Below are 24,548 nucleotides of genomic sequence, written 5' to 3'. Positions count from 1 at the left end.
TGCGCGGTTAGACTTTCCCGCCGCGAAACGCAAATCACTTTTTATCGTTCGCCTCTTCTGCCTTCACCTGTTCGAGCAGTCCTTCCTCGCGCAAGAATTCGTACACCTGCAAACAACCGCCGCAACAAAAATGCAGCATCTTGCCGTCCATCACTTTGCTGACCGGATGTTTCGTTTCCGCGCCGCAATGTTCACAGTTTACCATAGCATCACCGGTCCCAGGATCAGCGACGGCACGATATTCGCCGCCGCCAGTCCGCGCAAGATCGTTTGGAGCGCGAACAGCAGGATGAGCAGCGCGGCAAAGAACTGCAAACGTCCGCGCAATTTCGGGCTGATCAAATCGGTTGCCAGACCGAAGCCGAGCAAGGTCGGGATCGTGCCCAGCCCGAACACGAACATTGTCAGCGCGCCGTCCACCGCGCTTTGCGCGCCTGCCGCCATCACGAGCATCGCAAACACCAGACCGCACGGCAACATGCCCCACAACATTCCCAGGGACATCGTCGCCCAGATGTTGCGTTGACCGAACAGCCCGCGCATTCGTTTCATCGGCGACGCGCCGCCCGAGAGCGACGCGAGCGCGACTTCAATCGGCGGCAGCACGCCCATCAAACTGAGCGCCACGACGACCATCGCGATACCGACGCCGATCGAAAAGAATCCTTGCCAGCCAACCACGCCCGTTGCTTGATCGAGCAGCGAGCCAGCCAGTCCGACAATCGCGCCGAGTACGGTGTAGGTCAGGATGCGACCCAGGTGCAAGGGCAAGAGATTGCCCGCGCGATTCACGATGCTGGGTCGCTCGCCGTTCACGGTTACGACGGTCGCTTGCCGCGCCGAGTAGATCGCGACCAAGCCGCCGCACATTCCGAGACAGTGACCGAAACTACTGATCAGTCCCGTGACAAACGCGAGTAGCAAATTGCTCGTCAACATCGTTACAGCCACACGTCGAAGAACGCCGAGGATTTTTCACTGCCGCGTTCGATAATGACCTCGATGCGCCACAAGCCGCGCATCGTCCAGGTCGCAGATGCTTTGTATTTGCCCTCGCCCAGATTTTGCGCGTTCGGTTTGCTCGGCGGCATCCACATTCCCGGCATGGTCAGATCCAGACGGATTTTGGCGTCCGTGATCGCTTGACCTTTTTCATCGGTGAGAGTCAGGTCAAAATTGCCGGTTTGGAACGAGACCGGCGGGTACGGCGTGAGCGCAATCGCGACATTCATTTTACCGACCGTTTGCGCTGCCGTGTTTTCCGGCAACTTGGTCGTCGCCGGAATTGTCTTGCCATCCGACGTGACCGCGACGAGACTACCGGCGGGTTGACCACCGCTGCCCATCATCCCGCGCCCGCGACTTGGCGCGCTATTGCTCGGCGCGACCGGCGTGCTCGCCGCACTCGGCGCGTTATTGCTCGGCGCGCTCGGGGTATTCGCAGGGCTGGGCGCGTTGCCCGCTGGCGGATTATTCGGCGCGACGGGTTGATTGTAGCCGCCGCCCATCATGCCACGACTATAACCGGGACCGTATTGTTGTTGAGACGCCGGTTGTCCCAACAGCATGTACGAAAAACCGGGCATCGTCGCAAACGCGACGCCGAACACTGCCGCGACGATCACCAACGCGATAAGTACTGCAAGCAGAACTGTTTTGGCATTCATCCGATCACCTTTTCAGAGAGAATTTGCTAGGATGATACAGGAAATTTGTGAAGAAAATGTGAAGAGGATGTGGGCAAGCGATGTATGCGCGCGGATCCGTTATTTCAACACGCGCCACCGCCAACCGGCGGGAACACATCGAGTTCGTCTTGTTCGCCGATTAGCGTGTCGAGTCCGTTCGGCAGATGCGCCGAGTGACGACCGTTGATAAAGACCTTGATATGCTCGCGCAGAATTCCGTTGGCGTCCCACATTTCGGCGGCGAGCGCCGGGTGGTTTTCGCTAGCGGTGCGGAGCACCGCGAGCGTGGGTAATGCCGTTGGCAAGGCGACCGAAATCGTTTTGCCGCCCGCGAGCGGGCGCAGGGTCGCGTAAAAGTTGACTCGCATTCGTTTGCCTCCGCCGCGCATTATAACACATCTCGCGCGTCGCGTTTCTTCTGCAAGCTCACGAACGCGTTTTTTGACAATCCGTCCGAATCGCGTTACTATATGTATTGCATATAGATTCGCCGTGCGCGCGCCAGTCCACTCGTCGCGCGCGGCGATCACGCGCTGCCGGTTCCACCGCGTTTCTCTCTCCCCCGATCAGAACGCGGTGGAACTCGGAAGGTGTGTAGACTCATCGAGGAGAACGGTATGAAACACTTGCCATTTGTGTTCGTTGCATTTTTCGCCGTGCTGATTGCGGCATCGTGCACTGTCGCGCCGACGGCGACTCCGGTTTCACCAACCAAAGCGCCCGCGCCCATCGTCGCGCCGACGAAAGCCGCGACCGGCGCGTGTGCGCTCAAACTTTCGACGACGACGAGCACCGCGGATTCCGGTTTGCTCACCGCGATCTTGCCGGACTTTGAAAAGAAATTCAATTGCCAAGTGGATGTGATCGCGGTCGGCACCGGGCAGGCGATTGCGAACGGTCAAAAGGGCGATGCGGACGCGTTGCTCGTGCACGACCGTAAAGCGGAAGATCAATTCGTCAAGGACGGTCACGCGAAAGAACGCTTCGACGTGATGTACAACGATTTCATCGTCGTCGGTCCCAAAAGCGACCCGGCGAAAATCAACGGAATGAAAAGTTCGAAAGACGCGTTGAAAGCGATCATGGATTCCAAATCCACGTTCGCAAGTCGCGGCGACAAGAGCGGCACGAACGCGAAAGAGTTGGGCATCTGGGCGACGCTCGCTGTGACGCCGACGAAAGAGATGGCATGGTACAACGCGCTCGGGCAAGGTATGGGCGAAACGCTCTTATTCTCGAACGAAAAACCGGCATACACGATTTCCGACCGCGCGACCTGGCTCGCGCAACAAACGAAATTGCCCAACCTCACCGTGCTTGTGGGCGGCGGCAACATCAAGGAAAACGCGGATAAGGATTTGTACAATCCCTACGGCGTGATGGTGGTGGATCCGGTGAAACATCCCGGCGTCAATTCCGAGATGGCGACGAATTTCGCCAAATGGATCACGTCCGTCGAAACGCAAAAACTCATCGGCAACTTTGGCGTTGACAAATACGGCTCGCCCTTGTTCTACGCGGATTCGAAAGAATGGAAGAATCAATCGAGTAGCGCCGCACCGTCGGGCGCGGTTGCATTGGCGCTCATCGGCGCGGTCGAGAAAGAACAAAAGTTGGGCTTGGACGCGCTCAAGGCGATGCCCGTCGTCATGTTGAATCTCGAACATCCCAAGAGCGGCAAACAAGATTACCAGGGCGTGCGCTTGAACGCGTTGCTCGATGCCGCCAAGCCCGCATCCGCCGCGGCGAAACTCATGCTAATTTCGAGCGATGGTTTTACTGTCGAACTCGCGCTCGCGGACGCGCGCAAATGCGCCGACTGTTTGATCGCGTTCGCGGACGGCGGTAAACTCAACGCGGCGATGCCAGGGATGGCAAGTAATCTTTGGAGTCGCGACGTCGTCAAGATCGAGATCAAGTAAGACACGGCAAAATCGCGTGTGGGATATGGCGAGGAGGCGATTTGTGCAGACGAAGCAATCCCCAATTCGCTGGTTGGGGATTGCTTCAGGCAAAAATCGCTCGCAATGACAGAAGTATTTCTGTTCTTACACACACCGCACGCGGCGTGACCTTCTTGCAATGACAAAATACGACTTTGCGCCAGCCGTACATCTTTTCCTCGATTGCTTTGACAAAATGTCGGTTGTTGACGACAATGCGAACCAAATTCACCGCAAGAGGAAAAGATGTTCAATGACGCGCGTAAATTACGCATGCTCGCGGCGACCTTGTTCGTCGCGCTGATCATGGTGATCGCGCTGTTGCTGGTCGTGTGGACGCAGTTGCAGGCATCGCCGCGCGCGATGGAGGAGGATGCCGAAACGCTTCAAGCGCGCGTGGTGCGCGTGATTGACACGCGGTCAGTGGAGGTCGCGCCGAACCAAACCCAACCAGTCCAGCGCGTCGAAATCGAATTGGCAAGCGGCGCGCAGAGCAGCACGCGGCTCGAAGCCGAGTACGGCGCGTCGAGCGATGATCTCTTGCTCCGCGCCGGCGATAACGTGTTAGTCATGGCGATACAACAAGCCAACGGAGAAATGGCACTGACCATCACCGATTTGGTACGCACCGGTGCGCTTGCGTTCCTCGCGGCGGGATTCGTGCTGTTCGCAATTCTCGTCAGCGGTTGGAAAGGCGTGCGTGCGCTGATCGGTCTCGCGTTCAGTTTCGTCGTGCTCCTGGGTTTTGTGTTGCCGCAGATTTTTGCCGGGAGCGACCCGGTTTTGATCAGCGTTGCCGGTTCGTTCCTCTTGCTCGCGGTCACGCTGTACCTGACCCAGGGTTGGTCGCTCAAAACGCACGCGTCGCTTGCGGGCGTGTTCGTGAGTTTGCTCCTGACTGGCATGCTCGCCGCGTTCGCCATCAACTTTGCGCGCCTGAGCGGTTTCGGCGCTGAAGAAGCCGTGTTCTTGCAAAGCGCGAATGTCGCGATCAATGTGCGCGGCTTACTCCTCGCGGGCATCATCGTCGGTACGCTCGGCGTGTTGGATGATGTGATCGTGAGCCAGGCATCCGCGGTGATGGAACTCGCGGACGCGAATCCCGCGCTCGGCTGGCGCGAACTGTACCGCCGCGCGATGAACATCGGGCACGATCACATCGCGGCGACGATCAACACGCTCGTGCTCGCGTACATCGGCGCGGCGATGCCGATGTGGATGTTGTTCCAGGTCTATCCCGAACCGTGGTCGTTCACGCTCAACCGCGAATTGATCGCGGAAGAAATCGTGCGCACGCTCGTCGGCTCGCTCGGATTGATCTCCGCCGTGCCGATCACCACGCTCATCGCAAGTGTCCTACGCGCTAAAACCCAAAGGGTTTGATAAACCCTTTGGGTTTGGGTTACACGATGGAAGAAATTCTTTACGGATTCATTCAGGCGATTCAACTACTCATCAGCGCGGATCCCGCGTTGATGGAAATTATTTGGCTGTCCCTGCGCGTCAGCGGCATCGCGTTGGGCATCAGCGTTGCGATCGGCGTGCCGGCGGGCGCAGCGTTCGGTTTATCGCGCCTGCGCGCGCGTGGGTTCATCACCGCGTTGCTGTACACCGGGATGGGCTTGCCGCCGGTCGTCGTTGGCTTGTTCGTGTACTTGATGCTCTCGCGCAGTGGTCCGTTCGGCGCGCTGAGTTGGTTGTTCACGCCGAGCGCGATGATTACCGCGCAAGTCGTGATCGCCTTTCCACTCGTCGCCGGGTTGACGATGGCGGCGGTGCAAGGCGTTGACCCGGCGTTGCGCGTCCAGGTGCGTTCGCTCGGCGCGACGCGCTGGCAAGAGACCTGGGCAGTTTTGCGCGAGGCGCGCATCGGCGTGATTGCCGCGGTCGTCGCCGCGTTTGGCGGAATCATCAGCGAGGTCGGCGCGGTGATGCTCGTCGGCGGCAACATCGAAGGCAAAACGCGCGTGCTGACGACCGCGATTGTGTTGAACACGCGCACCGGCGAGTTCTCGCTCGCGCTCGCGCTGGGGATCGTTCTGCTCGCGCTCGCGTTCATTGCGAATGTCGCGATGCTGCAATTGCAAGGCGCGACGAAAGACGGATGACGAATGACCGAAGCGATTTACCAGATCGAGCAGCTTAGAAAAGAATACGGCGGACGCGCGGTCATTGACCTTGAGCAACTGGAAATTCATGCGGGAGAAATTTTCGCGCTCGTCGGACCGAGCGGCGCGGGGAAATCCACGTTGTTGCGTTTGCTCAATTTTCTGGAAACGCCGACGAGCGGGCAGTTGATTTATCGCGGGCAAGCGCGAAACGGTGATGTGCCACTCGCTGTGCGCCGCGAAATCACGACCGTGTTTCAGCGCCCGGCGTTGCTCCACGGCAGTGTGCGCGAGAATATCGCGTACGGCTTGCGTTTGCGCGGCGAACACGCGAACGGACGCGTGAGCGAACTGCTCGACGCGATCGGCTTGTCCGCGCTCGCGCACGCGCCGGCGACGAAACTTTCCGGCGGCGAGATGCAACGCGTCGCGCTCGCGCGCGCGCTCGTCATCGAACCGCGCGTCTTGTTGCTCGACGAGCCGACCGCGAATCTCGATCCGTACAACGTCGGCTTGATCGAAGAGATCGTGCGCGAACACAATCGCGCGCGCGGCACGACCGTCGTCGTCGTCACGCACAACGTGTTCCAAGCCAAACGGCTCGCTCAGCGCGTTGGCTTGATGCTGGGTGGTCGTCTCGTCGAAGTGCAGGACAATCCGGCATTTTTTGATACGCCGCGCGATTCAAGAACGGCGGCGTTTGTGCGCGGGGAGATGGTGTATTAGAGGGTGGAGGGTGGAAGTTGGAAATTGGAACCAGGATGAATCAATTCGGTTACAGGTCTGGTACAAACAAAAACGCCAGGTTATCGTGTAGATAACCTGGCGTGCAAATTGATGTTCCGCCAGGGACTTGACCTTGTTGATTAAGAGCAAATGACAGTCGAACTGAGCAAGGGCTTGTGAGATATTGAGTCAGTTCGATTAGGGTGAATGGACTTGACCCAGTGCAATTTGCCCCTTGTTAATCCAAGGTAATTGTACTCAAAAACGGGCATTGGGCTAACCTGGTGGTCAAGGGCTGGTACTCAAGTCCAGAGAGTTCAAGAACTCTACCCATTTCTTTAGAAAGGCTAGAAAGTCCTGAGGCGAGACCAGTAATACATCATACTTATCGAGATCAACGTCTCTTTCTTGGCAGCACTTTTCAATCTCTTTTCTCTCCCTGCATTGTCGGAGAAACACAATCGTTTCTATCTGTGGAGGGGCACTTGTGCCGGAATAATTGGGGTATGTGAAAATGCTTCCGTGTGCAAGGGCATTCCGCAGATGGCTAAACACGGAATTTGCCTCTTTCTTGTTTGAGAGGGATTCCCTTGCTTCTGGGCGTGCCCATTGATCCACTTGGCATCCGCGAATGTCTTTCCCGTCGACTCCTTCGATAAACTTCCAGGTGTCACCTTGACCCCAATGACAGCGGAAGGATTTATTTATTTCTTTGTCGAACTTCTTCTTTGCTTCTGGATATCTCGTTACGTCATCGGCTGGATGCTTTTCTGGTTTTGCTCTTAGTCTTTCAAATGGAATATTGAATGCTACTGTAGCAATTGAAAGCAAAAGCGTGACTTCTCTGCCGTTAATTCTTGTCTGATCAAAGGTCTTGTCAAATAGTTCAAGGCAGCGAGTCGGAAAATCCTTAATAAAGTTTGTGTAAGATGACATTATTGCTTTTCCTCCAAGGATTCTAACAGTACGAAGTTTGTTGCAAAATTGCACCATTTCGCATGGAGCTTACGCGTTCGGACGCACTATCGAACCACCTTCGCGGGCAAAGATGTTCCTTCGTAGCATCAACTCGAACCTTCGCTGACAAGGATACTCCGACCTGCCCCGCGCTCACGTTTTTCTTTCGCCCCCAAAGTCTGTTCAGCACAGGTTGTCATGGGCGCGTGGTAATATTCCGCGCGGAAGCGATGGGCATGATCGGCATCTCTCTGTTTCACTTTGAACTTTTCGCGCGTTTCACCGCGCCATTGCAATCAGTTTCCGAATCGCCCGCGAGAGGTTTGTATCCAGTCCGCGCAAGAATTTTGCGTGCGTCTTGTAGAGCGTGATCGTGTGGCGTTCAATCGGTTCGGGTGCAGACTTGCGTCCTGACCCTGGGCGTTTGCCGCCATGTGTAAGTTTCACGCGTCCCGCGTAAGGATTGGGACGCGACTTGCTATAGTCCACATCGTAATGCGGACGCAATTCGTCATTCAGTTCGTTCGGAATGTTAAGCGTACTTTTCTTCATACGTTTTGCGCTCCCTTCGCAGCGTCCCCTTCCGTCCCTGGTTCGCCCATAAATTCGAATAATGACTGGGAACGCGTTTCCTCGGTAGTCACCTCTGCTTCTTCGACGACCATTCGATAAATTCAATCACGTTGTTATCCGGGTCGCTGATATAAATCCATTTTTCTTCGCCAGGAATCTCCAGCGGACCTTTTACAACCGTAATCCCTTTTGTGTTGATCATCTCAAGTATCTGCGCCATGTCTTTCGCTTCGAGCGCAAAATGCGGGCAGTAGGGCGGCGTGATCCGAGGTTTGACAAACGGCGCGTCTAGCATTTGGATCAACTCCAAATTTCCCCCGTTCAATTCCAAAAAGGCATACGCTTCGTGTTCTGCTTGGTTGACGTTACGGAAAAGCAAATGTAAGCCGAGCGATTCGGTATAGAACCGGATCGCGGCGTCCAAATTCGAAACCTGAAAAGCAGTATGGTCATTTTTGTTCATTTGCTAGCTCCGTATCGGGTTCGCGCCTGATTTAGGCGGGCGATTTTATCGTCTGCCAGTTTGTGATGCGCGCGTATACGTCTTCGATTCGGTCGGCGACGCGCGCCCACGCGTACTCTTGCGCGATTTCGACGCCGCGCTTGCCGAGGCGCGCGCGCAACCTGGGTTCGCACAATAAATGCGTGAGCGTGTCCGCGAGCGCGCGTGGATTTCCTTCGGGGACGAGAAAGCCGGTCTCGCCATCGCGCACGACGAACGACAAGCCGCCGACATCGGACGCGACGACCGGCGTGCCGCACGCCATCGCTTCGAGCGCCGCCATGCCGAACGATTCGTAAAACGACGGCATCACCACAATGTCCGCCGACGAGTAATAGTACGGCAACTCTTCTTGCGAGCGACGACCGTGAAACGTCACAATGTCGTCAATCCCCAGTTCATCTTTGAGCGCGCGGAGCCGCGCCGTCTCGACTTCCGGTTCGGTCTCTTCGTCCGCGTCGCCGCCGACGAGGCACACGCAAATTTTGCCGCGCAATTCGGGTTGCTCTTGAATCACGAGCGCCATCGCGTGAAACCAAATGTCCAATCCTTTGATCGGATCAATCCGCCCGACAAACAACACCGTGTGATGATCTGGCGGTGAGCCGACGTGCGCTTTGGCTTCGGCGCGCGGGATCGGTCGAAAGAGGTTCGTGTCTACGCCGGGCGGAATCACGCAGATTTTTTGACCGGGCGCGTCGTACAACTCGATCATGTGCTCGCGGTCGCGCGGCGTCGCGGCGATGAGACAGGTCGTAGCTTGCATGATCTCGCGCTCGATCTCGATGCGGCGTTCGGTCTCGCGGTCGTACGCGCGCCGCGCGACGTGGTTTTTCATCACGCCGAGCGTGTGAAACATTTGCACGATGGGCGCCGGTTGGGTCCTCTGCAATTCGCGCGCGACCCAGCCCGAAAGCCAATAGTGCGAGTGATACACGTCGTAGCGAATGCCTTCGGTTTCGGCGATGTGCCGAACGCCTTGCGTGAACTGGGGCAGATAGTCGAAGAGGCGATGTTTGTTGTACGGCGCTTCGGGACCGGCGGGCACATGAAAAACGCGCGCGCCGATTTCCAGTCCGGGCACTTCGTGCGCCACCGCCGGGTCCTGCGAACGCGTGAAAATATCAACGCAATGGCCGCGCGCGGCAAGTTCGCGCGAGAGTTCGCGCACGTACACATTCATGCCACCCGTCTCTTTGCCGCCGAGCATCGCGAGCGGGCAGGTATGCACACTTAACATAGCGATATTCAAGTGAGTGACCTCTGGGTAGGCGAAAGATTTCCAACAGAACTATTGTATCACAACGCGGCAAGTTCATCAAAGTTGGAAAAGTGGTATCGGAGTACACAAGGACACAGGTAGACAAGTTACCTGTCTACCTGTGTCCCGGTCTACGTGTCTACTTTTTTCTCGCTCATCCATATCGCGGCGGCAGAACGCGCGGCGTGTGTCGTCCGACGAGTACCGCGAGCAAGCCGCCGCGTTGCGCGACGTTGACGACTTGCTTTTGCGACGCGCGACCCAACACCGCTACGCCGTACTTGGTCGGCGCGAGACCGACGACGACGTAGAACGGCGCGGCTTGGACGGTGCCGTCGTCCGCGAGCACGGGAAATTCGTACACGCTGATCTTGGCGAGCCGTTGCACAACCCAGCCGCCCGGTTCTTTCGTCGCGCGTTCGATGGCATCTTCCCATTCGCCGTCCGTGACCGACGGTCCGATCAAGATGTCTTCGCCGCCGTACGCGCGATTCGGTTTGATGACGAGAATCTCGCGGTTCTTGCGCGTGTACTCGAACAGGTCAATGATCTCGTTGTGCGGGTCCGTCGTGCGTCGCTCGATCAACAAGCGCGTCCACAAAACGTGATGTCGAAAAATGTTGCGCTCGTCCCCCGAAAAGTACTGCGCAAAGCGCGAGTCGGTTAACACCTCGAAACAACTCTTGTGGTCGAAATCGCCCGCCATCGAAGAGACGATTTGATTTTGCTTGAAGAGGTGTTTGACCGCGCGTACGTTCTCGCCCTCTTTTTCCTGTTGCGCGAGATCGCGCGTATCGTAATCGCGATACGCAACGTCAATGACGTGACCTTCGTAGTACACTTCGTGGTTGCGGAGAACAAGTTCGGCGGGATCGGCGTGATAAATTTCGTACCCGCGTGCGCGATAGTAATTGGTCAGTGTTTCAAGCTCGTTCGGTCCATCGCTGGAATATTTGGGGTCAATCAAACAGATCGTGCGTCCCTTGCGCGCGCTGGCTTCGACGTGATCCATCAATTCGAGGATGAACAAGTCGCGCAAATCCTGGCTCGTTTCCAGGTCGAGGTCGGGCGCGATTTCTTGGAGCGCGGGCACGACGACATCGCGCACGACGCCTTCGGCGGTTGGAATCAGGTGGATGCCGCCGACGCCGACGAGGTTCGGCTCGATGAACGCGAGCGTGTCCTTCCAGAACGGACTCGTCAAGTCCACAATCGCATCGAGCCGACCGAACACAGTGTGAAATTGATTGTGGCTCGCGCCCCAGGTGTCCCACAACCACTTCGCTTCGAGTTCTTCGAGCGGCACGACTTCGCGAATGTTGAAATCCTTGAGATAGAGTTCCGGCATCCGCTTGAGCGCGCCGACGAGCGCGAGCGCGACATAGTGGAAATAGTTCATCTGCTCGGAGAAAATTCCGGCGGGGCGAAGCATCACGTTGATGGTCTCTTGTTGTCCGTCGCGCACGTAGATCAACTCGCGGCGCGTGGACTCTTCGCGCACCTCGCGCGCGAGCGCGCTCAGTTTTTCCGGGGACATGCTGAAAAAGATCTGGCGCAACCGGCTGTCAAGACTGACACCGCGCAGACCGTGCTCGTCGGCTCTAGTCATTGGAGCGACCATCGCGATCCTCCTTTGGAAATGTGGGGCAAATTTCCAAATTTGCTGTATGGCTGTGTAGCAGGTATTCTACCACATTGCCATGCGTTTGAGTAGAGCCACTCTTTCTCCCTCCCCCGTTCGCCCGATTTTGGCGAACGGGGGAGGGTTGGGGTGGGGGCGAGTTCCCTCCCCTGCGAAAGCGGGGGAGGGTTGGGGTGGGGGGTGATTTTGCGCTCGCAGCGCAATCGGCTATACTAGTGGCGATGACTGACCCTCACCACATCGCGCTTGCCGCGAGTTGGCTCAACCAGTACGGCGGCGCGGAACGCGTCCTCGAAGTGACGCACGATTTGTTTCCCAACGCGCCCGTGTTCACCTCGACGTACTGGCAACCCGCGATGCCGGCATCGTACAAAACCTGGGACATTCGCACGACGTTTCTCGACCGCCTCCCGTTGACGAATCAACGGTTGCTCTTGCCGCTTTACCCCGCCGCGTTTGAAGCGCTTGATTTATCCGGCTTCGACACGCTCGTCAGCATCACGAGCGCGTTCGCACACGGCATCAAAATGCCGCCGGGCGCGCGACACATTTGCTATTGCCTCACGCCCGCGCGTTTTCTGTGGAACTATGCCGACTATGTCGAGCGCGAACGCATCGGTCGTTTGCCGCGACTGGTGTTGCCGTTGATGATTTCGCGATTGCGCGAGTGGGATCGCCGCGCGGCGGAACGCGTGACACACTTTGTCGCGATTTCCGAAATCGTGCGCGAACGCATTCGCACCTATTATCAACGCGATTCGGTCATCATTCATCCGCCTGTGGACGTGGAACGGTTCACAGTTTCGCGCGAGCGCAGCGATTACTTTTTGATTCTCTCGCGCCTCGTGCCGTACAAGCGGATTGACCTCGCCGTGCAAGCGTGCGCGGAACTGGATTTGCCGCTCGTCATCGCCGGCGATGGGCGCGACCGCGCGCGGCTCGAAGCGACAGCCAAATCGAATGTGCGTTTTCTCGGGCGTGTGTCGGATGCGGACGCGCGCGATTTGCTCGCGCGTTGCCGCGCGTTTCTGTTTCCGGGCGAAGAGGATTTTGGCATCACGCCGCTCGAAGCGAACGCGTGCGGCAAGCCGGTGATCGCGTTTGGCGGCGGCGGCGCGTTGGAGACGATTGTTCCCGGCGTCACTGGCGAACTGTTTCGCGAGCCGACCGCGCAATCGCTCGTCCAGGTTTTGCGTGCGTTCGACGACCGCCGGTACGATCCGCCAACGATCCGCCGGCATGCGGAAAAATTCAGCGTTCAAGTGTTCAGCGATAAATTGATGCGATTGGTGCGAGATTAGCGCAGGGTGTGCGTCAAATTTTTGGACACTCAACCTTGCAAAGGTTTTGACGACAAATCAAATATGATTGCCGTTCAACCTTCGCAAGGTTTTTTCACCACCCAAAAACTTGACGCACACCCATTAGCGCAATTCGATTTGCTCTTTGCTCTAGTCTGATATATAATGCGCCCCGACTTGTCACGCCCCTCGATTCGATGACGCGTGCCGCACACGCGGTCGTCGTCGAAAACGACGGGGGCGGAAGCCATCGTCTAGTTTCGCGACGCGAAACTAAAATCAACACGATGGAACAAAAACACAAGGGAGTACTGTGGCTGTTTTACCTATGAAGTCCCTGCTCGAAGCAGGCGTCCACTTTGGGCATCGCACGCGCCGGTGGAATCCGCGGATGCGCCCGTTCATCTTCACCGAACGCAACGGCATCCACATCATTGACCTCCAACAAACGATGGTGAAACTCGAAGAGGCGTACAACGCCGTGCGCGATCTGGTCGCGGATGGCGGGACGATCCTCTTCGTCGGCACCAAGCGTCAAGCGCAAGAGACCGTCGTGGCAGAAGCGCAGCGGTGCGGGATGCCGTACGTCAACGAACGTTGGCTCGGCGGCACGCTCACCAACTTTCGCACGATTCGCAGTCGCATTGACTATTTGCTCAAACTCGAAGAGCGCCAAGCGACCGGCGACCTCGACAAGCTCACGAAAAAAGAAGCGTTGTTGCTGACGCGCGAAATGCAAAAACTGCAAACGCGCTTGGGCGGTTTGAAAGAAATGCGCCGTTTGCCGCGCGCGATTTTCATCGTGGACACCAAGCACGAGGAAAACGCGATTCACGAAGCGACCACGCTCGCCATTCCCATCGTCGCGATGTGCGACACGAACTCGGACCCGAATCCGATCGCGCATCCGATTCCGTCGAACGACGACGCGATCCGCGCGATCAAACTCTTGACCGGCAAAATCGCGGATGCGGTGATCGAAGGCAAGAATATTCGCGGTGTCCTCGCTTCCGAAGCCGCGGAAGAAGGCGCGCCCGCGGCGATTGAAATGACGGACGCTGACTTGCCGCCGCTCGATGTCGCCGCGATGGAAGATGACGCAGAAGAAGTCGGCGAAGAAACTAGTCCGGACGAAACGGCATAACTATGGCAACTCAAGCAGAACAAATCAAGCAATTGCGTGAACTGACCGGCGCCGGCGTGCTTGACGCTAAAAAGACACTGGAACAACACAACGGCGATTACGACAAGGCGCTTGCCGTGTTGAAAGAAAAAGGGCTGCAAGCCGCGCAGAAAAAAGCGGAACGCGTCGCCAAGCAAGGCGTCATCGAAGCGTACGTGCATGGCGCGGGCAAGATCGGCGTCATCGTCGAGGTGGCGTGCGAAACCGACTTTGTTGCGGCGACGCCGGGGTTCCGCGAATTGGCGCACAACATCGCGTTGCAAGTCGCGGCGTTCAATCCCAAGTACGTCGCGGTCGAAGATATTCCGGCGAATGTGATCGAAGAGCAAAAGAAAATTTTCGCGGACGCGGCGGTTGCCGAAGGCAAGCCGGCGCACATCGTTACCGAAAAAATCGTACCCGGCAAAATGGAAGCGTTCTACAAAGAGAATTGTCTCTTACGTCAGACCTTCCTGCGCGACGACAGCGTGACGATTCACGATCTCGTTCAAACGAACATCGCCAAGGTCGGCGAAAACATCGTCATCCGGCGCTTTGCTCGCTTTGAACTAGGACAATAATTTATAGAGAAGGGGAAATTAGTGGAAACGAGGGACGCTCCGCGAATTTCCCCTTCTTTCCACTGATTTCCCCTTTGTGTTGAGGGGAAATGCCAGAACCAAAATACAAACGCATCTTGCTCAAACTGGGCGGAGAATCGCTGTCGGGCAAAGGACAAACCGGCATTGATCCGCAAAGTGTCGCGTATCTCGCGGAAGAAGTGCAAGCGGTCAAAGCGCACGGCGTCGAAATCGCGATTGTGATCGGCGGCGGCAATTTCTGGCGCGGCAATGATCCCTACGCGCGTAGCATTGATCGCGCGACGGCGGATTACATGGGAATGCTGGGGACGATGTTGAACGCGCTCGCGTTGCAAGACGCGCTCGAAAAGCGCGGCATCTACACCCGCGTCCAGTCCGCGATTGAAATGCGCGCGATTGCCGAACCGTACATCCGTCGCCGCGCGATCCGCCACCTCGAAAAGGGTCGCGTCGTCATCTTCGGCGCGGGCACCGGCAATCCGTTTTTCACAACCGACACCGCCGGCGCATTGCGCGCGAAAGAGATTGACGCCGATGTCTTGATGAAAGTGACCAAGGTGGACGGCGTGTACGACAAAGACCCGCTCAAGTACCCCGACGCGATAAAGTTCGCCAGCATTTCGTACAACCAGGCGATCATGATGGAACAAATCCAGGTCATAGACAACACGGCGCTGTCGCTGTGTATGGATAACGATTTGCCGATCATCGTGTTCGATTTCTTCCAACCGCGTTCCGTCGAACGCGCGGTGATGGGCGAACCGATTGGGACGTTGATTACCAAGTAGGAAAAAAGTAGACACGTAAACAGGTAAACAAGTCGTGTCTACCTGTCTACCGGTTTAATTGTTTACCGATTTACCTATCGCGAGGTACTGATGATTGACGATGTTAAAGCCGATGCCGAAAGTAAAATGAAAAAAACGCTCGAGGCGCTCAAGCGCGAACTGGTGGGCATTCGCACCGGTCGCGCGTCGCCCGCGCTCGTTGAGCCGCTCAAGGTGGACTATTACAACACGCCGACGCCGTTGCAACAACTCGCGTCCATCGCCGCACCCGAACCGCGTCTGTTGACGATCAAGCCGTTCGATCCCGCGACGCTGTCCGTCATCGAAAAAGCGATCCTGAAATCCGATCTCGGTTTGACGCCGAACAACGACGGCAAAATCATCCGGCTCGCGATTCCCGCGCTGACCGAAGAACGCCGCCGCGAGTTGACCAAGGTCGTTCGCAAACATATCGAGGAGACGCACATCGCGCTGCGCAACGTTCGCCGCGATGGGCTGAAAGATTTGGAAGACCTCGAAGAAGAAAAAATGATTTCCGAGGATCAGCATTTCAAAGGCAAGGAACTGTTGCAGGAATTGACCGACAAGTACATCGGGCTAACCGATGAGATCGGTAAGAAAAAAGAAGCGGAAATCATGGAAGTTTGATCGTTCGATAGCACGATAGGCGGCTTGCAACTATCGCACTATCGCACTATCCAACTAAGATTATGGAACTAGATAAAAGCCAACTCACTAAGATTCCGGCGCACGTTGCGATCATTATGGATGGGAACGGACGCTGGGCACAGCAACGCGGTTTGCCGCGCAATGAAGGACATCGCGCGGGCGTCGAGAACATGCGCCGCGTCCTCGAAGGCGCGGTCGAGTTTGGCGTTCAGGTGCTCACCATCTACGCGTTCTCGACCGAAAACTGGGGACGTCCGAATGACGAAGTGCGTGGGTTGCTCGGTATTTTTGAAGAGGTCATCTCGCGCGAGGTCGTCGAACTGCACAAGAACGGCGTCCGGTTGCGTCACTTGGGCACGCTGGATGGTATCAGCGATCAAATGAAACACGCGGTCAGGCAAGCGATTGATCTGACCCAGCACAATGCGCGCATCACGCTCAACGTCGCGTTCAATTACGGCGGTCGCGCCGAGATTCTCAACGCGATTCGTCGGATGCTGCGCGAGGGCATTGCGCCGGAACAAGTGGACGAAGCGTTGTTCGCCAGTTATCTCTACTCCGCCGAGTTGCCCGACCCCGATCTGATCGTGCGTACCGCCGGCGAAATGCGCTTGTCGAACTTTTTGATTTGGCAAGCGGCGTACGCCGAGTACTATAGCACACCGACGTATTGGCCCGATTTCGACAAACAAGAACTGTACAACGCACTACTTGCGTTCAGTCATCGCCAACGGCGTTTTGGCAAATTGGAAAACGTTTAGCGAACCCGAGTCCTCGCTGTGCTCAAAATCCGCTTTGTCAGCGCGTTCATCATGATCCCCATCGTCATCGTGGCGACGATTCTGGGCGATCTCCCCTTCCTCGTGTTTGCGCTCGCCGGTCTCCTGCTTTCGGGCTGGGAGTACTTTGCGATGGCGCGCCACGCGGGACACCATCCTCAACCCATCGTGGGTCTCGCTCTCATCACGCTCATGCTCCTCGACGCGCATTTTCGCTGGAACCTGCTGCGCGAAATTGTCATTGGCGGCGGCGTTGTGACGATGACGCTCGCGCTGTTTCGGCGCGCGGAGGGCTGGATTGTCGGTTGGGCATTGACGCTCGTGGGCGCGCTCTACCTGGGTGGCACGGGCGCGTACGCGGTTCTGCTGCGCGCGTCGCCGAACAATGGCTTTTGGTGGACCGCGACATTGTTCCTGACGAATTGGGCGTCGGACGCGGCGGCGTACTTTGCCGGCACGCGCCTGGGCAAGCACCGTTTTTTCCCGGACGTTAGTCCCAAGAAAACGCGCGAGGGCGCGATCGGTAGTTGGATCGCGTCCACCATCGTCGGCGGACTGTGCGCGCTTGTGTTCGGTTTGCCAATATTGCACGGCATCGTCGCGGGTCTGGGTATCGGCGTTGCCGGCGCGTTCGGCGATCTTGCCGAATCGCTCGTCAAACGCCAATTCGGCGCGAAAGATTCCGGTAATCTCATTCCCGGTCACGGTGGGATGTTGGATCGGATTGATAGTTTTCTTTTTGCCGCGGTGTTCATGTACTTGTATCTCGTTTGGTTTGTCCGTGTCTAATTGACGCAATACGCAATCTGTAGTACGTGTTACCATTCGCGCGTTGCGCCTCTGAATAATTTTTCCAGTTCGTATGCTTAACCTTATCGTTTCTGCCCTGACGCTGACTAACGTCATTTCCTCTGCCGCGATCATCATCGTCGCCTTCTCGTTATTCCTCTATCTCTCCGCGAACAATTTTCGCAATTCGGTCGCGCGCTCTTTCTCCGCACTCCTCGCGTTCATCGCGATCGTCTATGTCGGCGATGTGTTTCTGTCGCGCGTCGAAACACCGATGGACGCGACACTCTGGCTCAAGTTCAAATGGATCGGCATCGCGTTCATCCCTGCCGAGTATTTGCATTTCTCCGACGCGGTTCTGCGCTCGACGAACGCGTACTCGCCGCGCCGCCGCCTCGCGACCTGGCTCGCGTACATCGCGAGCGGCACGTTCCTGTTTCTCGTCGTCCTCACCGATCTGGTCGTGCGCGAGGGTTTTTTCTATCCGCAAGCCGCGCAATTCGCCGCCGGTCCGATGTTCATTCTATTCGCGATTTTTTTCTTCACCCTGACGCTGTGGGGTTGGTACAATCTGCGTAAAGCGCGGCGACGTTGTCTCACCTCGACGACGCGACGACGAATGGATTACTTGTCCACCGCGTTTATTGCGCCCGCGCTCGGCGTGTTTCCGTACCTCATCATTGCGAGTTTTCCCGCCGAGTTCTCGCTGTGGTTGTTGCTCGTGCTCACGCTGATCGCCAAAGCCGGGGTCGGGATGATGATTACCGTGATGGCGTACACGGTCGCGTATCAAGGCGCGCTCGCGCCCGATCGCGTGGTCAAGCACAACCTCGTCCACTTTTTGCTGCGTGGTCCGTTCGTCGCGACCGCGGTCGTCGGGTTGATGCTCGCTGTGCCGACGGTCGAACGCTGGCTCGGGCTCTCGCGCGAAACGGTTTTGTTTTCGACCGTCATCGTCGCGATTGTCGCGCTCGAACTCGCGATCAACCTCGCCAAGCCGTTTCTCGACAAGTTGATTTTCTGGGGCGACCGCTTTGAACTCGAACGCATTCAGGAAATTGACAGCCGCCTGCTCACGACGAGCGATTTGCGGCAACTGCTCGAAAACATTTTGAGCGCGACGTGCGATCTATTGCGCGTGCAACAAGGTTTCATCATTTCGCCGGAAGGCGACGCGTGGCGCATCGAAACCGTCGTCGGCACGCGCGAACGCGTGCGCCAGTTCCTCGACGCGACCGATTTCGAGACCGTGATTACTCAGCAAGACGGCGAAGGGTTTATCGCGTGCGATGGCTTTTGGCTCTGGCGACTACATGCCAAATCATCCGAGGGTGTGCGCGGGATAATGGCGGTCGCCGGGCGCGCGCCACAGCCAGACTTGAGTGAGCACGAACAAAAACTCGTCGCCGCGCTCGCCGACCAAGCCGAACTCGCGCTCGAAGACCGGCAGTTGCAACAAGGCGTGTTCAGCGTCCTCGAAGAAATCAGCAGCGAAATCGCGCTCTTGCAACGCGCGCGCAGCAAGCCGCGTTACGTCGGCGCGCTCCAAGCGGAACGCGTCGAAGAAGAATTGTTGCCCGAAACGCCGGCGTTCCATCGCGCGGTCAAAGACGCGCTCGATCATTTGTGGGGTGGACCGAAATTGACGGAGAGTCCGTTGTTGCGTTTGCGTATCGTGCAAGACGCGCTCGCGGATCACGAAGGGAATCGCGTCCGCGCGTTGCGCGCGCAAATCGCGCACGCAATCGAGACGCTCAAGCCGGACGGACAACGTTCACTCACCGCGCCCGAGTGGGTGCTGTACAACATTCTCGAACTTAAATTCGTTCAGGGCAAAAAGATTCGCGAGATTGCGTACCAACTCGCAATCAGTGAGACCGATTTGTACCGCAAGCAAAAAATCGCGATTCAAGAAGTGGCGAAAACGCTCGCGACAATGGAAGTGCAAAGTCAGGGCGAAAACGTTGACAAGTAGCGCGTAGTTCTGTATGATAGCTTCATCAGCCGATGTGACAGGAGATGCCTCGGATGTCATTCGAGATCATCAGCGAAATCCGCGACATTCAGACGATTGCACTCGGTAAGGGAATTCGAGATATCAATCGTCCGAGGAAGCAATACGGAACCGGGCATGGCGTAAGATGAAAGGGATTGCTTGGGTTCGGCTTTCAAATGGATTGATTCGGCGTGCCGAGGTTCATTGGTACGAGGCGCACGGAATTGGCAGAAAGGAATTTAATAGAAAACTAAAACGTCCCCACTCACATGCGACACATTTTTCCGTCTGTGTAAACAACACCGAATATCCTGCCTCACTCGAATTGCACAAAATCTATCCAGTCTTGGCAGATATTGAAGCCGAGGCAGACGGAGATTTGCGGGTTGTTGATGAAAGCGGTGAGGATTATCTGTACCCCGCCGATTTCTTCCTCCTGATTGATCTTCCACTCAAGACCGTCCAAGTTCTCAAACGTTCGTTTGCGCGCCACACCTCTCACGCTTTGGCGTAATCGCCAATTCCTCCGATAACGACCAGCGCATCCGATCTCAATCGGGTGCGTTTTCGTTTTCTGTCAACCTAACTACAGTTTGAAAGCAAAACCAAGCACTCTGGTAGTTTTTGGAAGTTTCACTAGAGTATAATTCGCCCTGGTCGTTTGCTATCCTGTCGGAGAATTGTTCAAAATTGGCTCAAAATTCACGCCTTTCTGGATTTTTTCGCTTGAGCGTCGCTGAACGACGAAACCTCGTTGGTGAGCTCGCAAATTTGACAGAAAACGAACTCGGCGCGCTTGCAACTGGCGGTTTGACGCCAGAATTGGCAAATCGGCTGGTCGAGAATGTAATCGGTATTCACGGTTTGCCCATCGGCATTGCCGCCAATTTTATGGTCAATGGACGCGATTATTTGATTCCGATGGCGATTGAAGAGCCGTCCGTCGTCGCCGCGGCGAGCCACATCGCGAAACTCGTGCGCGATACCGGCGGATTCACTGCGAGCACCGACGCGCCGATGATGATCGGTCAAGTCCAAGTGCTCGTTCGCGATGTTGAATCCGCGCGCGAAAAAATTCTCGCTGCACACGACGAAATCCTCGCGCTCGCGAACGCGAAATCCACGCTCGTCGAGTTTGGCGGCGGCGTGCGCGATTTTGAAGTGCGTGTGTTTCACGAATCGCGTGTCGGCGCGATGGTCGTCGTCCATCTTTTCGTAGATGTGCGCGACGCGATGGGCGCGAACTCGGTCAACACCTCGTGCGAAGCGATTGCTCCCCTGCTCGAACAACTGACCGGTGGACATGTCGTCTTGCGTATTCTCTCGAATCTCGCCGACCGGCGCCTCGCGCGCGCGTCGTGCCGCGTTTCGAAAAACGATTTGGGCGATGAACTTGTGACGCGCATCGTTGAGGCGCAAACGCTCGCGGAGATTGATCCGTATCGCGCGGCGACGCACAACAAGGGAATTATGAATGGCATTGACGCGGTCGTCGTGGCGACCGCGAACGATTGGCGCGGCGTCGAAGCCGGCGCGCACGCGTACGCCGCGCGCGATGGACAGTACCGCGCGCTCTCGCAATGGGACTGTGCGGCGAACGGCGATTTGATCGGCTCGATTGAATTGCCGATTCCGAGTGGCATCATCGGTGGCACGGTCAACGCGCATCCGTCCGCGAAAATCGCGTTGAAAATTCTCGGCGTGAAAACCGCGCCGGAATTTGCGGGTGTGCTCGCGTCGGTCGGACTCGCGCAAAACCTGGGTGCGTTGCGCGCGCTCGCCGGCGAAGGCATTCAGCGCGGACACATGGAGTTGCACGCGCGCCAAATCGCGATTGCCGCAGGCGCGACTGGCGAACAGATCGAGCGCATCGCGGAACAGATGACGCGCGAAAAGGATGTGCGGATTACAAGGGCGAAGGAATTATTGGAGATTAGAGATTAGATGTTGGAAGTTAGAAGTTGGAACGCATACTTGTAGGTTCTAACCTCCAACCTCCAATTTCCAACCTCCAAAAATATTGTGTGGATAAAAAATGTCAAAAGTAATGAAACCGAAACGCGAAGTGGGGATTGTCGGCTACGGCGCATACGTGCCGCGCTTTCGCATTCGCGCGGAAGAAATCGCGCGCGTGTGGAGCGGCGCGGACGAAGGTTTGCCGATTGAGGAAAAAGCCGTCCCAGGTCTGGACGAAGATACGGTGACGATGAGTATCGAAGCGGCGCGGAACGCGCTCGCGCGCGCAAACATCACGGCGAATGAATTGCGCGCGGTCTGGGTCGGCAGCGAGTCGCATCCGTACGCGGTCAAGCCGTCCTCGACAATGGTCGCGGAAGCGATTGGCGCGGCGGGTTCAGTGCTTGCCGGCGACTGGGAATTTGCATGCAAAGCCGGCACCGAAGCGATGCAAGCCGCGATTGCGCTCGTCGGCTCGGAGATGGCAGAGTACGCGATGGCAATTGGCATGGACACGGCACAAGGTCGTCCCGGCGACGCGCTCGAATATACCGCCGGCGCGGGCGGCGCGGCGTACATCCTCGGACCGAAAGAGCGCTCGGTTGCGTACCTCGAAGCGTCGCACTCGTACGTCACCGACACGCCGGACTTTTTCCGGCGACAACACATGCACTATCCTGAACACGGCAATCGTTTTACTGGCGAGCCAGCATACTTCGCGCACACGCTCGCGAGCGCGCGCGGTTTGCTCGATGCGACCGGCTACAAGCCGAGCGATTTCGCGTACGCGATTTTCCATCAACCGAATGTGAAATTTCCCAGCACGGTGGCAAAGCAACTCGGATTTGCCAAAGAGCAAATCGCCGTTGGTCTGTTGAGTGGTAAAATCGGAAACACCTACAGCGGCGCGGCGATGATCGGCATGACCGCCGTGCTCGACGTGGCGAAACCGGGCGACCGGATTTTCATGTGCTCGTTCGGTAGCGGCGCGGGCAGCGACTCGTTTATCTGGGTCGTGACCGAACAGATCGCGGAACGGCGCGCGCACGCGCCCAAGACGATGTGGTACGTGCAACGCCGTGAGGTGATTGATTACGCGATGTACGCGCGGTATCGCGGCAAGTTGGTTATGAATTAGAAAATGGTAAGTGGTAATTACCATTTACCAATTACCGGATTTTTCGGAGGCACTCATGCGTAGCGTTTCAATTGCAGGCATCGGACAAACGAAAGTAAAAGAACACTGGGACAAGTCGTTGCGTAATCTGGCGACCGAAGCCGTACTCGACGCGATGAAGGACGCGCACGTGGATTACGCGGACGCGCTCTACGTCGGGAATATGTTGAGCGGCGAATTGACCGGGCAGGAAAATCTCGGCGCGCTCATTGCGGACGAGGTGGGCTTGCGCGGCATCGAGGCGCTCAAGGTCGAAGCCGCGTGCGGCGGCGGTGGCGGCGCGTTGCGCGTCGGCTACCTCGCAGTCGCATCCGGACAATTCGACGCGGTCATCGTCGTCGGCGCAGAAAAGTTGACCGAATTGTCGAACTGCGGCACGACGGCGGCGCTCGCGATGGCGGCGGACTCGGAGTACGAAACGATTCACGGCATTTCATTCGTCGCGCTCAACGCGCTGTTGATGAAACGGTACATGCACGAGTACGACTTGGTGCCGGAAGATTTCGCCATGTTCTCGGTGAACGCGCACGCGAACGCGGCGCACAATCCGTACGCCATGTTCCGTTCGCCGATCACACTCGACCAGTACAAAAATTCGCGCAACGTCGCCGACCCGATCAGCGTGATGGATTCTGCGCCGATTGGCGATGGCGCTGCGGCGGTCGTCTTGATGGCGACGGACAATCTCAACGGCACACGCGCGCGCGCGGTAAAAATCGCGGCGAGCGCGTCCGCAACCGATTCGCTCGCGTTGCATGACCGGCGCGATCCATTGTGGCTCGGCGCGGCGGAACTTTCGTCGAAGAAAGCGTACGCGCAAGCCGGCGTGACGCCGAACGACATTGATTTGTTCGAGGTACACGACGCGTTCTCGATCATGAGCGTCATGTCGCTTGAAGCGTCCGGGTTTGCCGAACGCGGACGCGGAATCAATTTCGCGCGCGAAGGTGAACTGACGCCCAAGGGCAAACTGCCCGTGAGTACGATGGGCGGGTTGAAAGCGCGCGGGCATCCGGTCGGCGCGACCGGCGTGTATCAAGCGGTCGAAGCGGTGACGCAACTGCGCGGCGAAGCCGGCAAGAACCAGGTTCCGAACGCGCGCATCGCGATGACGCAATCGCTCGGTGGCGTCGCGGCGAACGCGGTGACGCATATCTTTACGAATTGACTTTTCCGATTTCCCTCATTTCCTTCATTTCCCCTGAAAGGAAATAAGGGAACTCGGGCAGTTGGGGTTTTTATGGATTTAGCGCGTAGTTGGCGATTGAAGGATCAACGATATCGGCTTGAAGGTACGGTGTGCGCGAATTGCGGCGCGAAATTTTTTCCGCCGCGTCAGGTGTGCACCGAATGTAAATCGCAAAACCTCACGCCGCACGAATTCGATGGACACGGCGAGGTGTACTCGTTTTCGACGGTGTATCAAGCGCCGCTGGGACACGAGGGTAATTTGCCGTACATCGTCGGCATGATCAAGCTCGATGAAGGACCGATGGTCGAAGCGCAAATCACGGATGTCAATCCCAGCGATTTGAAAATCGGTCAGCGCGTTGAAATGGTCACGCGCAAGTTGCGTGAATACGGCGAAAACGGATTGATCGTTTATGCGTACAAGTTTCGACCGCTCCCCAACGCGAATTAAAACGACTCCCAATGCCTTCGCCAGAATCCAGGTTTCCCCGAAGGGAAGAAACCTGGATTCTTTATTTTCACGATGGTTGCGGTAAAGATTTGTTTTGAGACCAACTGACGAATCTTGTCGCAAAATAAACCAATCGTCCTGGGAATGGAAATTTCCGACGCGCGAATTTCTTAAGGTAGTACGATTGACCGGTTTACTTTGCCTTCTCTTTCATTTATAATTGACCCGACAATGGTCAGTAATTCATCCTTCGCAAGGATGGATTGAGTAATGTACGCTGGAGGATT

26 protein-coding genes are annotated in these 24,548 nt (G+C 56.9%); 17 read left to right on the top strand and 9 right to left on the bottom strand.

The genetic code is table 11. The annotated features are described in order from the left end of the window. Positions 1–34: 34 nt before the first annotated feature. The 4 genes from HY868_07800 to HY868_07785 all read right to left on the bottom strand — a co-directional run bounded on the left by HY868_07800 (position 35) and on the right by HY868_07785 (position 2,056). Complete coding sequence (locus HY868_07800) at positions 35–205, bottom strand: heavy metal translocating P-type ATPase metal-binding domain-containing protein (protein ID MBI5302026.1); 171 nt, start codon at positions 203–205, stop codon at positions 35–37. Then, entirely contained in the window at positions 199–951 is a 753-nt protein-coding gene (locus HY868_07795) for a sulfite exporter TauE/SafE family protein (protein MBI5302025.1), read from the bottom strand. The genes HY868_07800 and HY868_07795 overlap by 7 nt, the downstream gene beginning before the upstream one ends. Beyond that, a complete protein-coding gene (locus HY868_07790) occupies positions 942–1,667 on the bottom strand; it encodes a FixH family protein (GenBank protein ID MBI5302024.1) in 726 nt (241 codons plus the stop codon). Before HY868_07790 ends, HY868_07795 begins: the two co-directional genes overlap by 10 nt. 104 nt (positions 1,668–1,771) lie before the next feature. Next, positions 1,772–2,056 (bottom strand): MoaD/ThiS family protein, encoded by a 285-nt coding sequence (locus tag HY868_07785; protein ID MBI5302023.1) that lies wholly within the window; start codon positions 2,054–2,056, stop codon positions 1,772–1,774. Positions 2,057–2,305: 249 nt separating this feature from the next. Between HY868_07785 and HY868_07780 the strand changes: the two genes are divergently transcribed. The 4 genes from HY868_07780 to HY868_07765 all read left to right on the top strand — a co-directional run bounded on the left by HY868_07780 (position 2,306) and on the right by HY868_07765 (position 6,465). Beyond that, complete coding sequence (locus HY868_07780) at positions 2,306–3,610, top strand: substrate-binding domain-containing protein (protein ID MBI5302022.1); 1,305 nt, start codon at positions 2,306–2,308, stop codon at positions 3,608–3,610. Between the two features lie 267 nt (positions 3,611–3,877). After that, positions 3,878–5,014 carry a YibE/F family protein gene (locus HY868_07775; GenBank protein MBI5302021.1) on the top strand — a complete coding sequence of 379 codons (1,137 nt, stop codon included), beginning with the start codon at positions 3,878–3,880 and terminating at the stop codon, positions 5,012–5,014. A 26-nt stretch (positions 5,015–5,040) separates the two neighbouring features. Next, complete coding sequence (locus HY868_07770) at positions 5,041–5,739, top strand: ABC transporter permease (GenBank protein ID MBI5302020.1); 699 nt, start codon at positions 5,041–5,043, stop codon at positions 5,737–5,739. 3 nt (positions 5,740–5,742) lie between these two features. Continuing rightward, positions 5,743–6,465, top strand: coding sequence for an ATP-binding cassette domain-containing protein (locus tag HY868_07765; protein ID MBI5302019.1), 723 nt, complete (start codon positions 5,743–5,745; stop codon positions 6,463–6,465). Between the two features lie 288 nt (positions 6,466–6,753). Here the strand turns inward: HY868_07765 and HY868_07760 are convergent, their stop codons facing one another. The 5 genes from HY868_07760 to HY868_07740 all read right to left on the bottom strand — a co-directional run bounded on the left by HY868_07760 (position 6,754) and on the right by HY868_07740 (position 11,379). Continuing rightward, positions 6,754–7,401: a hypothetical protein gene (locus HY868_07760; GenBank protein ID MBI5302018.1), complete on the bottom strand. Its 648-nt coding sequence runs from the start codon at positions 7,399–7,401 to the stop codon at positions 6,754–6,756. 300 nt (positions 7,402–7,701) lie between these two features. Beyond that, the gene (locus tag HY868_07755) at positions 7,702–7,974 is read right to left on the bottom strand and encodes a hypothetical protein (protein ID MBI5302017.1); all 273 of its coding nucleotides are present in this window, start codon (positions 7,972–7,974) and stop codon (positions 7,702–7,704) included. 88 nt (positions 7,975–8,062) lie between these two features. Next, on the bottom strand, positions 8,063–8,458 hold the full coding sequence (locus HY868_07750; protein MBI5302016.1) for a VOC family protein: 396 nt from the start codon (positions 8,456–8,458) through the stop codon (positions 8,063–8,065). Between the two features lie 31 nt (positions 8,459–8,489). Continuing rightward, the gene (locus tag HY868_07745) at positions 8,490–9,707 is read right to left on the bottom strand and encodes a glycosyltransferase (GenBank protein ID MBI5302015.1); all 1,218 of its coding nucleotides are present in this window, start codon (positions 9,705–9,707) and stop codon (positions 8,490–8,492) included. Between the two features lie 205 nt (positions 9,708–9,912). Next, complete coding sequence (locus HY868_07740; protein MBI5302014.1) at positions 9,913–11,379, bottom strand: hypothetical protein; 1,467 nt, start codon at positions 11,377–11,379, stop codon at positions 9,913–9,915. A gap of 242 nt (positions 11,380–11,621) precedes the next feature. Between HY868_07740 and HY868_07735 the strand changes: the two genes are divergently transcribed. The 13 genes from HY868_07735 to HY868_07675 all read left to right on the top strand — a co-directional run bounded on the left by HY868_07735 (position 11,622) and on the right by HY868_07675 (position 24,261). Further along, positions 11,622–12,701 (top strand): glycosyltransferase, encoded by a 1,080-nt coding sequence (locus HY868_07735; protein ID MBI5302013.1) that lies wholly within the window; start codon positions 11,622–11,624, stop codon positions 12,699–12,701. A gap of 313 nt (positions 12,702–13,014) precedes the next feature. Beyond that, entirely contained in the window at positions 13,015–13,845 is an 831-nt protein-coding gene (rpsB, locus tag HY868_07730) for a 30S ribosomal protein S2 (GenBank protein ID MBI5302012.1), read from the top strand. 2 nt (positions 13,846–13,847) lie between these two features. Further along, positions 13,848–14,444: an elongation factor Ts gene (locus HY868_07725; protein MBI5302011.1), complete on the top strand. Its 597-nt coding sequence runs from the start codon at positions 13,848–13,850 to the stop codon at positions 14,442–14,444. An 89-nt stretch (positions 14,445–14,533) separates the two neighbouring features. After that, positions 14,534–15,253 carry a UMP kinase gene (locus tag HY868_07720; protein ID MBI5302010.1) on the top strand — a complete coding sequence of 240 codons (720 nt, stop codon included), beginning with the start codon at positions 14,534–14,536 and terminating at the stop codon, positions 15,251–15,253. A gap of 90 nt (positions 15,254–15,343) precedes the next feature. Further along, entirely contained in the window at positions 15,344–15,901 is a 558-nt protein-coding gene (gene frr, locus HY868_07715) for a ribosome recycling factor (GenBank protein ID MBI5302009.1), read from the top strand. Positions 15,902–15,963: 62 nt separating this feature from the next. Beyond that, positions 15,964–16,683 carry a di-trans,poly-cis-decaprenylcistransferase gene (uppS, locus tag HY868_07710; protein MBI5302008.1) on the top strand — a complete coding sequence of 240 codons (720 nt, stop codon included), beginning with the start codon at positions 15,964–15,966 and terminating at the stop codon, positions 16,681–16,683. Between the two features lie 18 nt (positions 16,684–16,701). Next, positions 16,702–17,490, top strand: coding sequence for a phosphatidate cytidylyltransferase (locus tag HY868_07705; protein ID MBI5302007.1), 789 nt, complete (start codon positions 16,702–16,704; stop codon positions 17,488–17,490). Between the two features lie 73 nt (positions 17,491–17,563). Then, on the top strand, positions 17,564–19,465 hold the full coding sequence (locus HY868_07700; GenBank protein ID MBI5302006.1) for a hypothetical protein: 1,902 nt from the start codon (positions 17,564–17,566) through the stop codon (positions 19,463–19,465). Positions 19,466–19,709: 244 nt separating this feature from the next. Beyond that, positions 19,710–20,000 (top strand): hypothetical protein, encoded by a 291-nt coding sequence (locus HY868_07695; GenBank protein ID MBI5302005.1) that lies wholly within the window; start codon positions 19,710–19,712, stop codon positions 19,998–20,000. Positions 20,001–20,176: 176 nt separating this feature from the next. After that, on the top strand, positions 20,177–21,430 hold the full coding sequence (locus tag HY868_07690) for a hydroxymethylglutaryl-CoA reductase, degradative (GenBank protein MBI5302004.1): 1,254 nt from the start codon (positions 20,177–20,179) through the stop codon (positions 21,428–21,430). 91 nt (positions 21,431–21,521) lie between these two features. Beyond that, the gene (locus tag HY868_07685) at positions 21,522–22,580 is read left to right on the top strand and encodes a hydroxymethylglutaryl-CoA synthase (GenBank protein MBI5302003.1); all 1,059 of its coding nucleotides are present in this window, start codon (positions 21,522–21,524) and stop codon (positions 22,578–22,580) included. 55 nt (positions 22,581–22,635) lie between these two features. After that, positions 22,636–23,787, top strand: a complete 1,152-nt coding sequence (locus tag HY868_07680; GenBank protein MBI5302002.1) for a thiolase domain-containing protein — start codon at positions 22,636–22,638, stop codon at positions 23,785–23,787. 72 nt (positions 23,788–23,859) lie between these two features. Beyond that, positions 23,860–24,261, top strand: coding sequence for a Zn-ribbon domain-containing OB-fold protein (locus HY868_07675; protein ID MBI5302001.1), 402 nt, complete (start codon positions 23,860–23,862; stop codon positions 24,259–24,261). Positions 24,262–24,548 lie beyond the last annotated feature (287 nt).

Source organism: Chloroflexota bacterium, from assembly GCA_016219275.1.
In the GTDB taxonomy this organism is placed as follows: Bacteria; Chloroflexota; Anaerolineae; order UBA4142; family UBA4142; genus JACRBM01.
This window is presented reverse-complemented; position numbering and strand designations above follow the sequence as displayed.